Raw genomic sequence first — 13,443 nt, 5'->3', positions numbered from 1 at the left:
GGAGCATTGCGGGCATGAACAACAACCCCATCCGGGCCGCCCTGTTCGCCCTCACGATCCTCTACGGGCTGCTCATCGGCCTCCTCGCCATGCTGGACACCCCCGCCCTCGGCCTCGTCGCCGCGATCGGCGGCGTGCTGCTCGGCCTCGGCTGGGCGTTCGCGGGCCGCTTCACCCGCAACCGCGCCTGACCACCGGCCACGCCCGACCACCGGCCACGCCCGACAAGCGGCAGGCGCGCCCGACCGGCAGGCGCGCCCGACGAGCGGCTGCGCCCGACCAGCGGACGTGCCTGACGGGCGGACGTCCTCGCGCGCGGACGCCTCGCAGGGCGGCGTCCGCGCCACCCAGGGCCGCCGGATCTCGCCGACGTCCGCGCCACTCAGGCCACCGGTCTTCGCGGGCGTCCGCGCCGGTCAGGGCCACCGGTCTTCGCGGGCGTCCGCGCCGGTCAGGGCCACCGGTCTTCGCGGGCGTCCGCGCCGGTCAGGGCCACCGGTTCTCGGCGAACAGGCCGATCAGCGCCGCGTGCGACAGCGGCTTGGACAGGTCGTCCACGTCCCCGTTGACGGTGTAGTCGAGCAGCACCACCTCGCCCAGCCGCCGCACCTCCTCGACCAGGTCGGCGACCTCGTTCTCCAGCACCCACCGGTACGCGGGCAGGTAGATCTCGCGGCGCGCCCGCCCGTACGGCAGCAGCTCGTCCCCGTCGAGCCCCGCCCGGTGCCCGCGCACCGGCCCGTACTTGCGGACCGTCCGCTTGATGCCCTTCATCGACGTGATCGCCAGCCGGGCCGGGTCGACGTCGTGGCCCTCGAACACCTTCAGCGCCTGCCAGATCCCCTCGACCGACGCGCCCGTCGCCCCGTCCGACAACGGCACCGGTATGCCGCCGTGCGGGTAGAACGGGCTGAACCGCACCCACGGCCGCGGCCCCCGCGACGTCACGTCGAGCACCACCGCCCCCGGCCACTCCGCCTCCACCGACGCCCGCGCCCGCCGTCGGCTCGCCACATGAATCCCCACGCGCCGCACCCTCCCACCCGCCACCGACAATCCGCGCTCACGCTCCGCCGCCGGTTCCGGCCCTGCCTCAGGGGACGAAGACGATGCGGCGCCCGTTCTCGGGACGCGTCCAGGCGTCCTCGACGCCGGCGAGCGGAACGGCCTCGATGTCGAGCACGATCTCGCCCTCGGCCACCAGCCCGAGCATCCGGTCGAACGCGGCCGCCGCCTCCGCGATCGGCGGCGAGCCGCCCGCGCCGCTGCCCGCCACCTCGACCGGCGCGGCGCGCAGGGCCATGGCGGGGATCTCCGCCGCCTCCCCCGCAGACATGCCGACCAGGATGTACCGGACGCGCCGATCGCCGCCCCGCGCCAGCGCCGCGAACGCGGCCTCCGCCGGAGCGCCCCACAGGTAGTCGACGACCAGGTCGTACGGTCCGTGCGCGGCGATGGCCTCGACCACCTCGTCCTTCGGACGGTCGAGCCGGACCACCGCGTCGGCGCCGCGTCCGGCCAGCGCGTCGAGGACCGCCCGGTCGCGTCCGGCCGCGACCACCCGGGCCCCTTCCCGCTTCGCCACCTGCGCCGCGATCCGTCCGGACGCTCCGGTGGCGCCGAGCACCAGCACCGCCTTTCCCGGGCCCGCCCCGCCTTCCCACACGACCGTCTTCCATGCCGCGCCGCCGGGGTTCAGCAGGGCGGCCGCCATCACGTCGTCCACACCGTCCCGGACGGGGAACCACATGCCCTGCCGCACGAGTGCCCGCTCCGCCATCCCGCCGTGCGGCGCGACCGGCCCGAAGAAGGCCACCCGCGTGCCGTCCTCCAGGCGTCCCACCCCGTCCGCGCCCACCACCTGCGGGAAGACGGTCGGGCTCGCGGGGTGCAGCCCCTTGGCCCACCACCGGTCGAACGGCTTCAGCGCAGCCGCGCCCACCGTCACGACCGCTTCGCCCTCTCCGGCGGCGGGTGCCGGGAACGTCCCGTAGCGGGGCGCCTCCCCGATCCCGTGCAGTACCGCCGCCCGCATGACGTCCGCCATGGCCCCTCCACGATCCGTTCACTTTGAACGGAATGCTAGCGGCGAACCCGTGCATAATGAACGGGATGGCGGAAGAGGACTACTACGACGTCTGGCTCGACATGCTCGGCCGCACGTCGCGGCCGCGTTTCGTCGCGCTGATCCTCGACCTCGCCGGCGTCGACCTCGACCCGGACCTCTGCCGCTACCTCGTCCACCTGGACCTGCGCGGCCCGACCGGCGTCCTCGACCTCGCCGAGCTCGTCGACCACAACCATCCGAAGGCCAGCCGCTCCCTCGCCCGCCTGGAAGAGCTCGGGCTGGTCGCCCGCGCCGAGGCGCCGCACGACCGCCGCGTCAAGACGGCCGAGCTCACGCCCGAGGGCCGCCGCGTGGTCGCGTCGATCAACCGGGGCCGCAGGCGGCTGCTGGAGAAGGCGTTCGCCGGCTGGACGGACCGCGACCGCGCCGACCTGGCCCGGCTCACCCGCCGCTTCTCCGACGGCGTCCAGGCCCTCATCGACGCCCGCGAGACGACGCCGGACGCCTAGCGGCGGCTCACTGCGAGCCGGACGGGGCGTGGCTCAGGTCGACGACGCAGAAGACGTTGCCGTCGGGGTCGGCGAGGACGACGAAGTCCGGGTCCGGCGGGTACAGGTCCCAGTCGACGCGGCTCGCGCCGAGCCCGACCAGCCGCTCGACCTCGGCCTCCTGCTCGGCCGCGCTGTCGACGAACAGGTCGAGGTGCAGGCGCGGGCGGGGCTCGGCGGGCGACTCGCTGCGCATCAGCCCGAGGGCCCGGCCCGACCCGTCCGCGTGGTTCAGGGTCCGCCAGGTCGGGCTCCCCCATTCCGGGGCGGACACGAGGTCCAGCGCCGCCGTCCAGAACGCCACGGCGCGCGCGAGGTCGGTCACACCGATCACTGGAATGCCCAAGCGCAACATGACCGCGAGTCTAGGGCCCGCCATGGCGCCGCCCGCCGTGCCGGTGTATGCATGAGGGCCAAATGGATATCGAGGATCTGTCGGACGCGGAACGCGCGGTCTGGGACGCGTTCCCGAGCGCGGGCAAGGTCGATCTGACCGGTACGGGGGAGGCGGTCCGCGGCGAGGTCGTCTCGGCGCTGCTGCTGGGAGCGCAGCCGGCCGGCGCCGGGCAGGTCCCCGCGCTGCGGCTCACGGGCGCGCGGATCACCGGCGTCCTCGACGTGTCGTTCGCCGAGGTCCGCTACGCGGTGCTGATGCGCGACTGCGTCTTCGACGAACCGCCCGCCCTCTACGCGGCCCGGCTGCGGCAGTTCAGCCTGACCGGCTCCCGGCTGCCCGGCCTCTCCGCCTCCGACTCGCAGGTCGACGGCCTGCTGTGGCTGCGCAACTGCCGGCTGGACGGCCCGCTGCAGCTCGTCGGCACCCGGATCGACGGGACGCTGTCGCTGCGCTCGGCCCGCCTCGCGGACGTCGAGGCGTACGCGCTGACCGTGGTCCGCAACGTCGACGCGACCGACGCGGAGATCACCGGCGAGGTCATGCTGAAGGGCGCGCACGTCGACGGGACCTGCGTCCTCGGCGGCGCGCGGCTGTCGAACCCCGGCGGCGTCGCGCTCGACGCCGACGGGATCGAGCTGCCGTCCGGGCTGCACGCACCCGGCCTCGTCGCCGAGGGCGAGGTGCGCCTGCCGGACGCGCGGATCGGTCGCCGCCTCGTCCTGACCGCCGCGCGGCTGTCCAACCCGGGCGGAACGGCCCTCGACGCCGACCGCGCGCGGATCGACGGCGCCGCCGTCCTGGACGGCGGGTTCCGCGCCGAAGGCAAGGTCAGCCTGCGCTCCGCGGCGATCGGCGGCACGCTCCTGCTCAGCGGCGCCGACCTCGACGCCCCCGGCGGCACCGCGCTGAACGCCCGCCTGGTCGGCATCGGCAGCAGCCTCCGCGCCGCGAACGGGTTCCGGACCCGGGGCCGGGTCTGCCTGGACTCGGCGACCATCCAGGGCACGGCCGACTTCGCCGGCGCGCACCTCAGCGACCCCGGCGGCCAGGCGCTCAGCCTGTGCCGCGCCGAGGTCACCGGCGGCCTCGCCGGCCGCGGCCTGCACGCCGAGGGCGAGATCCGCCTGGTCGACACGGTCATCGGGGCGAGCGTCGAGCTGGAGGGCGCGCGCCTGTCCAACCCCGGCGGCCGGGCGATGACCGGCTACGGTCTGACCGTCAGCGGCGTCCTGAACTGCTGCGACGGGTTCACCGCCGCCGGGCGCCTGTCCCTCGCCGGCGCCCGCGCCGGCGAGCTGAGCTTCGACGACGCGACGATCAGCGGCTTCGGCGGCCTCGCCCTCGGCCTCCGCCGCGTGCGCGCGGAGATGCTGTGGTTCTCCCGCTGCACCCTCACCGACGGCAGCGTGGACCTGCGGCACGCCCGCATCGACATCCTCCGCGACGACCCCGCCCACTGGCCCGCCCGCCCGCAGCTCGACGGGTTCGTCTACCAGGCCATCGACAAGCCCGGCCCGCTCGCCGCACGCCTCGCCTGGCTGGACGCCGCCGACGGCTACCACCCGCAGCCCTACGAGCAGCTCGCGGCGGTCTTCCAGGGCATGGGCCGCGACGTCGAGGCCCGCACCGTCCGCCTCGCGAAGCAGCGCCGCCGCCGGCGCACCCTCACGCTCCCCGCCCGCGCCTGGGGCGTCGCCCAGGACTGGACCGTCGGCTACGGCTACCGCCCGCTCCGCGCCGGGATCCTCCTCGCCGCGCTCCTCGCGATCGGGACCGTGCTCTTCGCCGCCCACCACCCCGTCCCGCTCAAGAAGGACGAGGCGCCGGCCTTCAACGCGTTCCTCTACACCCTCGACCTGCTCCTGCCGATCATCAGCTTCGGCCAGGAACCGGCCTTCAACCCGCGCGGCCCCTACCAGTGGCTGGCCGCCGCTCTGATCGCCTCCGGCTGGATCCTCGCCACCACCATCGCCGCCGGCGTAACCCGCGTCCTCTCCCGCCAGTGACGGCGGGGCACTCAGCGCTTGGTCTCGTACCTGGTCAGGAGCACGCCGTCGGGGAACGTCCGGGTCTCCGCCAGGGTCAGGTCCACCCAGTTGTCCAGTGCCGTGAAGAACGGCGTGCCGCCGCCCACCAGGACCGGCGCGGTGAGCAGCACGTACTCGTCGATCAGCCCGGCCCGCATCGCCGCCGCGGCGAGCGTGGCGCCGCCGATGTCCATGGGTCCGCCGTCCTCGGCCTTAAGCCGGGTGATCTCGGTGACGGCGTCGCCGGTGACCAGGCGGGTGTTCCAGTCGACGGTGCTGATCGTGGACGAGAACACCACCTTCGGCATGTCGCGCCAGCGGCGGGCGTACTCGGTCTCCGCCGGTGTGGCGCCGGGCTGCTGGTCGGCGGTCGGCCAGTGGGAGCTCATCGCCTCCCACAACCTGCGCCCGTACAGCGCCAGGCCCGTCGCCCCCACCCGGTCGGACCAGAACTGGAACAGCTCGTCGCTCGGCACGCTCCAGCCGAGGTCGTCGCCGGGCGCGGCGACGTAGCCGTCCAGGGACACGTTCATGGCGAAGGTCAGTTTCCGCATGCCGTCAGCCTCCTGTGAGCCGGTACTCGGCGTACAGACCGGCCCGGCCCAGAAAAATCATCGCCCAGACCACGTCTCCGGAGGGGCTGAGTACCCAGCCGGCTCCCCCGAACGTCAAAAGGCCCCGGTTCCAAGCTCGGAACTGGGGCCTGACCTGTGCCTTCTTCGCGCAGAGAGAAGCTCCCGCGATTGGACTCGAACCAATAACCTGCCGGTTAACAGCCGGCTGCTCTGCCGATTGAGCTACGCGGGATCGTGCGTCCGGCGGGGCCTCGGCCCCTGCCAGCGCGTCTAGGTTAGCGCATGTGCGGGGCTGTTCGCGCACGCGTTGAGGGTGGCGGCGGCGTTCGCGGGTATAGGGGGTGGATCGAACGGCCCCACAGGGAGTTGATCATGAAAGCGCGCGTGATGTTCATGGCCGGCGCCGCGATCGGCTACGTCCTCGGGACGAAGGCCGGGCGGGAGCGCTACGAGCAGATCAAGAAGCTCTCGCGGCAGGTGTCGGAGAACCCGAACGTGCAGGAGGCCGCGGGCATGCTGCGCGCCAAGGGCGGCGAGTTCGCCGGGGCGGCGCGCGGGAAGGCCGGCGAGATGGCGTCCACCGCGAAGGAGAAGGTGCCGCAGCAGAAGGTGCCGGGGCGGCACAAGGCCGACGACGAACCGACGGTCTACCCCGGCTAGAGGCCCGTCTGGCGCCGCAGGTCCTCGAGGACCTGTTCGGCCTGGGCGCGCAGGCCCGGGTCCTCGGGGTCGAGGCCGGCGTCGAAGACGAACGTCCAGCGCACGTCGCCGCCGGTGGCGGGGCGCCGCCCGGCTATGCGCACCTTGCCGCCGCCGGGGAGCCGCGCGTGGTGGGTGACGGCGATGGTGGCGGTGACGCGTTCCCGGACGGTCTCCGGGACGGAGCCGGGCTCGGTGAGGCGGACGTGGTGCTCCGCGCCGCCGGAGGTCTCGGTGACGTGCAGCCAGCCGTCCTTCCAGGTGGCCTGGTCGACGCGCTCCCACGGGACGCGCAGGAAGCCGCCGGACGGCGTCGGGACGTGCAGGGCGGTCGTGGTGGCGACCACGTGGGAGCCGCCGCGGGTGGGCGCGGACGCGAGGACGCGCTCGCCGCGCTCGATCGTGAGCGCGTCGCGGACCGCGGAGGGCAGGTGGCCCCGGAGTAGGCGCATGCCCCAACGGTAGGCGATCAGGCGGCCTGCGGGGCGCGGCGGGCCCCGAGCAGGTCGAGGACGAGGGCGGCGGACCAGGAGTAGTCGTGGCTGCCGCGTCCGGTGCCGTCGAAGGGGTCGAAGAACTCGCGGAACCCGGACTGGCGGACGAGCCGCATCGTGGAGCCGTACAGCAGGTCGGCGACGACGGGGAGGCCGTGCGCGAGGGCGCCGTACCAGATCAGCCAGTTCGTGCTGACCCAGGTGGGGCCGCGCCAGTAGCCGCCGCGGTCGAAGGCGGGGGCCTGGATGTCGCAGGTGGGAACGGGGTATCCGGCGGCGCCGGCGAACCGGGCGGACAGCAGCAGGTCGACGAGGTTGCGGACGTGCGCGGCGGGCAGCTCGGGGTCGAGGAGCGGGCCGAAGGACCCGGCGGTGATCACCGGCAGGAGCCGGTCGTCGCGCAGGTCGCGGGCGCGGAAGCAGCCGGTGTCGGCGTCCCAGAGGCGGTCGAGGAGGGCGGCGTGGACGCGCTGCGCGGCCTCCAGGTGCGGGGCGGGGTCGGCGCCGACAATGCGGGCGACCTCGGCGAGGGCGTGCGCTGAGGCGAGGAAGGTGGCGTTGACGAGCGGGTCCTCGACCGCGAACGGGTGGGAGTCGCGCAGGTAGCCGGGCCGGTAGCCGGCGTCGCGCATGAGGGCGACGAGCCGGACGTAGCGGTCGTAGTCCTCGCCGGTGGGCAGGGTGCGGGAGCGCTGCGCGGGGGCGTAGGCGGTGGGCGGGAGCTGGAGGGCGCCGAGGGGGCGGTCCCAGGCGGGGCTGTTGTCGAGGCCGGACTCCCAGGGGTGGCAGATGGCGATGAGGCCGCTGGAGCCGAGGTCGCGGGCGGTGGTGAGGTAGCGGTGCTGGGCGGCGAGCAGCGGGTAGAGCCGGGCGAGGAAGCCGCGGCTGCTCTCCCCGTCGGCGGCGCACTCGTGCAGGCGGAGGGCGACGAGGGCGTGGACGGGCGGCTGGGTGAGGCCGGAGGTCTGGACGCCGCGCGGCGCGGCGGGCTGCTCGGTGCTGCGCCACAGGTCCGGGCCGGGGAAGAAGGCGTGGCGGGCGAGGCTGGTGTTGAACACGATGTGCGGGAGCATGCCGTCGGCCCACTGGCCGCGGAAGAGCGACAGCAGTTCGGTCTCGGCGCGGTCGGGGCGGTGCCGGGCCAGGCCGAGGCTGATGAAGGCGGAGTCCCAGCTCCACTGGTGGGGGTAGAGGCCGGGCGACGCGGCGGTCGCGGTCCCGGTCCAGTTCGCGTCCAGGACGCGGGCCGCGGCCTTCCACAGGGCGGTCTCGTCGCCGGTGAGACGGGAGCTCATGCGCGCAGGGGTACCTCCTCGCGGCCGGAGCCGGGGTCCTAGTGTGATTGTGACCCGCGACGGCGGCCCCGGCGAGTCCCCGGGCGGCGTCGGTTGTCGACGGCCGGGACCGGTCAGCGGTGATTTTCCACCCGGTGCAGCAGCCAGTTCGTGATCTCCTGGCCGGCGGCGATGCCGCGGGACTCGGTGACGGCGGTGGCCGGGGAGGTCCAGCCGGCGTCGTGGAGTTCGCCGTGCGCGGGGCGGATCGCCAGGCGGGCGGTTTCGAGGAGTTCGGCGTCGAGGAGCGAGTCGCCGGCGGCGAGCATCGCGGACGCGCCGGTGCGGCGGGCGACCTCGGCGGCGGCGTCGGCCTTGGTGAGGCAGGCGGGCAGGCAGTAGACCTTGCGGCCCTGCAGGGACGTCCGCCAGCCGCGCTCGGCGCACCAGCCGGCGAGGTCGTCGACCCAGCCGGGCGGGAGGGCGGCGCGGTCGACGACCGTGTAGGCGAACAGGTCGGACGCCGTGCGCCTTTTCAGGACGAACTCCCCGCCGGTCCGGACGAGGCGGTCCTGGATCTCGGCGAGCGGCGCGCATCCATCTGCAATGCGCGCGCGCACGGAGGCCGACCATGACGGGTCGTCCTCGCCGTCCACGAGGAGGTGGCCGCCGTTCGCGCAGATCGCGTAGGCGGGCGGCTTCTCCAGCAGGTGGACGCGCCGGTACTGCTCCGGTGTCCGTGTCGTCGTGGGGACGAACACGGCGGACGCGGCGAGGGTCTCCAGTGTGCGCGCGGCGGTCTCCGTCATGTAGGAGAGTGGGGCGCCCTGGTAGAACTCGACGCAGACGAGGCGCGGCATGGCCTCGTCCGGGCCGTCCAACGCGAACGCGGCCTGCGAGTAGATGAGCGTACGGTCCAGGTCCGAGCACACCAGCACGGTCACTGGACGGCCCCCTTGCCGAAGCGCGGGTGGATGAGCCCCATGCACGCGTAGGGGAACCGGTCCGGGTCGACGTCCTCGACGGGCACGCCGCGTTCGCTTGCCAGAAGCCTGATGTGGGTCAGTTCGGGACCCGCGTCCGCGCGCGCGAGGACCTTCCACGGGACGCGGCGCAGCAGCACTCGCGTCGTCTCCCCGATGCCCGGCTTGACCAGGTTGAGGTCGTCGATGCCGTGCTCCCCCGCGACGCTGCGGACCGCCTCCCACCCCGACCAGTCGGGGGCGCGGTCGGACGCCCGCAGGTCCGGGACGTCCTTCGCGACCCGCTCCGCCACGTCCGCGAAGCGCGCGCAGACGGTGTCGAGGAACAGCGCGGACACGTCGTCGTCGGCCAGGTCGGCGTAGAACTTCGCGCCGTGGAAGTCGCCGGGGCCGATCAGCTCGGCGTTCAGGACAGTGCGGCTGACCAGGCCGGACACGGTCGAGTTCAGGCACGCGGACGGGATCAGGAAGTCGTCGCGGGTGCCGTACAGCGGGGCACAGCGCCCGGGGTCGGCGAGGACGGCCAGGTCGGCGGGGAACCCCGTCCCGTCGAGCGCCGCGGTCAGCTCGCGGGTGATGGCGCCCTTGCCCGTCCAGCCGTCCACGAACATCACCGCGGACGGGTCGTGCCGGGCGGCCAGGTACTCCAGCGCGACCGTGTCGATGCCCCGCCCCCGGACGATGCTGATCGCGTAGTGCGGGAGGTCCAGCCCGTGCGCGAAGCGGGCCCAGCGCCGCACCAGGATCCCGACCGGGGTGCCCGCGCGCGCGAGCGACACCAGGACGGCGTCCGAGCCGCGCTCTCCGAGGATCAACTCGGCGACCAGCCCGGTCGCATAGGCGAGCCGTTCGGCGGACGCCTCCAGCGCCTCCTGGAACAGCCGCCGGTACTCGGGACCCGGCTGGTACTCCACGGGCAGCGATTCGGCGTAGTGGGCACGGCCCGCCTGGATCGCGGCCTCGCGCTCCTCCGTGGGCGCCTCCAGCCGCGCGTCCGACAGGTCTTTCAGCAGCCAGGTGACGTCCTCCGCCGCGTAGCTGCCGAATTCGGGGCCGTACAGCGGCCTCACCGGTCACCCCCATGGGACGGGACTGTCACGACCACCACGGGCGCGAGCGCGCGCAGGCGCGCCAGCAGCCCATCGGTGAGCCCTTGCGTGTCGCCGACGTCGTCCACCACGAACACGATGCGATCGAACGGCGGGCGGCCGGCGGCAGGCGCGACGTTGTAGGCGTACCGCTCCCCCGGGCCGTCCGCCGGGTCGTCGTGCGCCGGGAACGCGAGCCGCGTGCGGATCGCGTAGCCCGGGTCGTCCACGGCCAGGACGGGCGAGCGGGTGGTCGTCGAGTACCGGACGTCCAGGCCCGGGGACGCGTCGGCGAGCGCCTCCGCCAGCCGCAGCGGCGCGTACATCAGCTCCTCGAACCCGAGGACGAGCACGCGGGACGCACCGTCCCCGAGTTCCGCGGCGACGGCGTCCGCCATGCGCGGCAGGTCCTTCTCGAGGGCGGTGCGGTGCTCGGGCAGGAACCCGTGGCGCCCGCCGTCGGGCACGCCGCGCGGCCAGTCGAGCCGGACGCGCGCGACGCCGAACGCCCCGTCCTCGACCTCAGATGCGGAGGCCGCGGACAACTCGGAGACGATCTGCGTGCCCTTCTCCAGGACGCCGGTAGGCAGCTCCACACGTCCGCCGGCGAGGGAGACGGCGTCGATACGCGTGCCGAGGCGCGCGGCCAGTTCGTCCACGCGCGCGCGGTCGGACTCCCCCCGCAGGTCGACCAGCGCCGCCAGCACGTAATGCCTACGCGGACGCAGCGCGTGCAGCGCTTCGATCGTGTTCAGGACCGTCTGCCCTGTGGAGAGCTCGTCGTCCACCAGCACGACCGGGACGTCCCGGTCGAGCGCCGCAGGGTCGGACGGCAGCAGCAGATGGCTCGTCGCATGGCTGTGCTCCTCCTCGAACCCGCCGTACGTGGCGAATCCCCGCACCGGACGGCGCGTGGAGTGCAGGTAGTAAGCGCCGCCCAGAGCGTCCGCCACCGAGTGCCCTAGAGCGGTAGCGGTCTCTGCATAGCCGAGGACGACGGCATCCACGGCAGGGCGCGGTTCCCGCAACGCGTCGCGCAACGCCGCCGCAGCGCCCGGCACGCCCGCCAAGGCGTCCTTGAACGAACCCGACGGCACGGACGTCACCTCGTCGCGCAGGCGCGCGCGCACGAGCTCGCCCAGCAGCAGCCCCGACCCGTACACAAGCCGGGGATCGGTCGGGACGTGCTTGCCCAGCACCGCCGAGACGAGCAGATGGGCGCGACGCGGATTGCGGCGGACGGCGAGACCCACCATCGACGCCAGCCCGGCCCCCACCGGACGTTCGCCGTCGACCAGCCGCACACCGAGCCGGGACGTCACCCACTCCCCCGGCCACACCGCCTCCACGGACCGCACCGTCATCGGCTGTCCGCCGCTTCCAGAAGCTCGACGAACGTCACGTCCCGCGCCGCGACCCCGAACACGCGCGCGCGCAGCATCAGCCTTTCCGCCCAGGCGCGATGCGGCTTCGCCTCGTTCATCTTGTTCGCGTACGAGCTGGCCATGGCGCCGCCTCCCGCGTACCCGAGGATGTCGGCGGCGTCGCAGTACTCCTCATGCGTGACGACCGACAGGGCGTGCACGGCCGCGACATGGGTCGGGTGGATGACGGTCTTACCGGTCAGTCCGTTGGCCTTGTCCAGGTGCACTTCGCGGATCAGCCCGTCCAGGTCGGAGGTGATGAGCCGCTGCCGCAGCGGCGCGGCCCGCTGCGCCTCGAACGGCGACTGCCGCAGCTGCGGCTTGAACATCCGCTCGCCCGCCGAGAAGTACTCCCAGACCGGGCCCGTCACGACGAAGCCGCTGCCGTCCGCGCGGCCGAGCACGTTGACGATGTCGGTGATCGCCGCGGCGACCGGCCGGATGTCGTAGATCGTCAGGTCGGGCGGGCGGCGCAGCCCGTACGCCGCCGACATGTCGGTCGCGCCGATCCGCACCGCGAGGACCCGGTCGCGGTGCTTGGCGAGCAGCCGCGCCACCTCGTGCAGCATCTCGGTCCGGCTCTCGCTGTGCACCGTCTCCGGGCTCTCCAGCACCGGCATCGCCAGCAGCGGCAGCCCGGTGCGGGCCGCCGCGTCCTCCAGCGCGTCGAGGAACGCTCCACCGGACGCCGCCGTGAACTTCGGCAGCACGAACCCGCTGACCAGCCCCGCCGCGGGCCCCAGCCGGGCGGCGATGTCGCCGATCTGCCGGGGCTCGCGGACCCGCACGAACAGCAGCGGCACGCCGCCGATGGACCGCTCCCCCGCGGCGCGCCGGCCGCCGTCCGGGTCGCCCGGCTCGTCCGCGCCGCGGGCGTGCAGGTCCCGCAGCTGCGCGACCAGGTTGTCCTCCGCCTCCGGCACCTCGTCGTCGCCGATCGCGTCCTCCAGGCACACGACCATGCTCATGACGCCGCGCCGCGCCGCCTTCTCGATGTCGGCCGCGAGCGCGGGACGCGTCGCCGGGCAGTACAGGGTCGCGCCGAGCGCCACCGCCAGCACCGCCGGGTCGTCGTGCCGGCGGAACGGGCGGGGGTGCCGGTAGAACAGGTGCTTCCGGTAGGCGGCGTCAATATGGTCGAAGTGCCGCATACGCGTCCCACATCGCGCCGAGCATCGCCTCGCGGATCAAGGCCGCCTTGCGGACCGCAGCCGCCGTGCGGATCACAGATGCCCGCCGGGTCACAGATGAGCCGACACGGCCGGCAGCAGATGCTGGAAGGTGCGGCCCGACGCCGTCGCGCCGATCGCGGTCATCGACCAGCCGTCGCCGTCCCGCGACACCTTCGCCATGATCTGGGCGTTGTGCTGCCCGGCGCCGCTGAGGTCGTAGCGGGCGATCTCCTGCCCGGTGGCCTCGTCCACCAGCCGGCAGAACGCGTTCTCGATCTGGGAGAAGTCCTGCCCGGTGAAGGAGTTCACGGTGAACACCAGCTGGACGACGTTGGCCGGGACGCTCTGCAGGTCGACGTTGATGACCTCGTCGTCGCCCTCGCCCGCGCCGGTCAGGTTGTCGCCGGTGTGCTGGACGGACCCGTCCTTGCTGCGCAGCTGCCGGAACCACACCGAGTCGGCGAGGTTGCCGCTGGCGTCGAACAGCAGGCAGGACGCGTCCAGGTCGATCGACTGGGCCTTGCCCTTGCCGAACAGCCCCTTCTTCGCGACGGCGTCCCAGCCGAGGCCCATCCTGACCCGGGTGAGGGTGCCGCCGCCGGGCTTGGCCAGCGAGACCTTCTGCCCCTTCTGCAGCGAAATCGTCATCGTCGGCTCCTTCGGTGCTGATGATCGGTCGTCGCGGGGTGCGGAC

15 protein-coding genes and 1 tRNA gene are annotated in these 13,443 nt (G+C 73.9%); 4 read left to right on the top strand and 12 right to left on the bottom strand.

Annotation, left to right across the window (positions count from 1 at the left end; genetic code table 11):
- The first annotated feature begins 14 nt into the window (after positions 1-14).
- Positions 15-191: a hypothetical protein gene (locus AB0C78_RS23835; RefSeq protein WP_360751410.1), complete on the top strand. Its 177-nt coding sequence runs from the start codon at positions 15-17 to the stop codon at positions 189-191.
- 295 nt (positions 192-486) lie between these two features.
- On the opposite strand, the gene AB0C78_RS23830 is transcribed toward AB0C78_RS23835, so the two are convergent.
- A complete protein-coding gene (locus AB0C78_RS23830) occupies positions 487-1,026 on the bottom strand; it encodes a hypothetical protein (protein WP_360751408.1) in 540 nt (179 codons plus the stop codon).
- 67 nt (positions 1,027-1,093) lie between these two features.
- Positions 1,094-2,047 carry a zinc-binding dehydrogenase gene (locus AB0C78_RS23825; RefSeq protein WP_360751405.1) on the bottom strand — a complete coding sequence of 318 codons (954 nt, stop codon included), beginning with the start codon at positions 2,045-2,047 and terminating at the stop codon, positions 1,094-1,096.
- A gap of 65 nt (positions 2,048-2,112) precedes the next feature.
- On the opposite strand from AB0C78_RS23825, the gene AB0C78_RS23820 reads away from it, so the two are divergent.
- Positions 2,113-2,577 (top strand): MarR family winged helix-turn-helix transcriptional regulator, encoded by a 465-nt coding sequence (locus AB0C78_RS23820; protein WP_360751403.1) that lies wholly within the window; start codon positions 2,113-2,115, stop codon positions 2,575-2,577.
- 7 nt (positions 2,578-2,584) lie between these two features.
- On the opposite strand, the gene AB0C78_RS23815 is transcribed toward AB0C78_RS23820, so the two are convergent.
- Complete coding sequence (locus AB0C78_RS23815) at positions 2,585-2,941, bottom strand: VOC family protein (protein ID WP_360751400.1); 357 nt, start codon at positions 2,939-2,941, stop codon at positions 2,585-2,587.
- A 92-nt stretch (positions 2,942-3,033) separates the two neighbouring features.
- On the opposite strand from AB0C78_RS23815, the gene AB0C78_RS23810 reads away from it, so the two are divergent.
- The gene (locus tag AB0C78_RS23810; protein ID WP_360751397.1) at positions 3,034-5,019 is read left to right on the top strand and encodes a hypothetical protein; all 1,986 of its coding nucleotides are present in this window, start codon (positions 3,034-3,036) and stop codon (positions 5,017-5,019) included.
- A gap of 11 nt (positions 5,020-5,030) precedes the next feature.
- Here the strand turns inward: AB0C78_RS23810 and AB0C78_RS23805 are convergent, their stop codons facing one another.
- On the bottom strand, positions 5,031-5,594 hold the full coding sequence (locus AB0C78_RS23805; RefSeq protein ID WP_360751394.1) for a dihydrofolate reductase family protein: 564 nt from the start codon (positions 5,592-5,594) through the stop codon (positions 5,031-5,033).
- A gap of 180 nt (positions 5,595-5,774) precedes the next feature.
- Positions 5,775-5,847, bottom strand: a tRNA-Asn gene (locus AB0C78_RS23800).
- 140 nt (positions 5,848-5,987) lie between these two features.
- On the opposite strand from AB0C78_RS23800, the gene AB0C78_RS23795 reads away from it, so the two are divergent.
- The gene (locus AB0C78_RS23795; RefSeq protein WP_360751392.1) at positions 5,988-6,275 is read left to right on the top strand and encodes a YtxH domain-containing protein; all 288 of its coding nucleotides are present in this window, start codon (positions 5,988-5,990) and stop codon (positions 6,273-6,275) included.
- Here AB0C78_RS23795 and AB0C78_RS23790 read toward each other — a convergent pair.
- The 7 genes from AB0C78_RS23790 to AB0C78_RS23760 form a co-directional block, all read right to left on the bottom strand.
- Positions 6,272-6,766: a hypothetical protein gene (locus tag AB0C78_RS23790; RefSeq protein ID WP_360751390.1), complete on the bottom strand. Its 495-nt coding sequence runs from the start codon at positions 6,764-6,766 to the stop codon at positions 6,272-6,274. The genes AB0C78_RS23795 and AB0C78_RS23790 overlap by 4 nt on opposite strands.
- Positions 6,767-6,783: 17 nt before the next feature.
- Positions 6,784-8,103, bottom strand: coding sequence for a hypothetical protein (locus AB0C78_RS23785; protein ID WP_360751387.1), 1,320 nt, complete (start codon positions 8,101-8,103; stop codon positions 6,784-6,786).
- Between the two features lie 113 nt (positions 8,104-8,216).
- Positions 8,217-9,026, bottom strand: coding sequence for an HAD family hydrolase (locus AB0C78_RS23780; protein ID WP_360751385.1), 810 nt, complete (start codon positions 9,024-9,026; stop codon positions 8,217-8,219).
- Positions 9,023-10,135, bottom strand: coding sequence for a cysteine protease StiP family protein (locus AB0C78_RS23775; RefSeq protein WP_360751383.1), 1,113 nt, complete (start codon positions 10,133-10,135; stop codon positions 9,023-9,025). The genes AB0C78_RS23780 and AB0C78_RS23775 overlap by 4 nt, the downstream gene beginning before the upstream one ends.
- Positions 10,132-11,517, bottom strand: a complete 1,386-nt coding sequence (locus tag AB0C78_RS23770) for a phosphoribosyltransferase family protein (RefSeq protein WP_360751380.1) — start codon at positions 11,515-11,517, stop codon at positions 10,132-10,134. Before AB0C78_RS23770 ends, AB0C78_RS23775 begins: the two co-directional genes overlap by 4 nt.
- The gene (locus AB0C78_RS23765; protein ID WP_360751378.1) at positions 11,514-12,728 is read right to left on the bottom strand and encodes an HpcH/HpaI aldolase/citrate lyase family protein; all 1,215 of its coding nucleotides are present in this window, start codon (positions 12,726-12,728) and stop codon (positions 11,514-11,516) included. Before AB0C78_RS23765 ends, AB0C78_RS23770 begins: the two co-directional genes overlap by 4 nt.
- A gap of 90 nt (positions 12,729-12,818) precedes the next feature.
- Complete coding sequence (locus tag AB0C78_RS23760; RefSeq protein WP_360751377.1) at positions 12,819-13,397, bottom strand: TerD family protein; 579 nt, start codon at positions 13,395-13,397, stop codon at positions 12,819-12,821.
- Positions 13,398-13,443: the final 46 nt, after the last annotated feature.

Source organism: Actinomadura sp. NPDC048394 (assembly GCF_040651755.1).
Lineage (GTDB): Bacteria > Actinomycetota > Actinomycetes > Streptosporangiales > Streptosporangiaceae > Spirillospora > Spirillospora montaniterrae.
The sequence above is the reverse complement of the archived record's forward strand: the minus strand, read 5'-3'. Positions and strand labels throughout refer to the sequence as shown.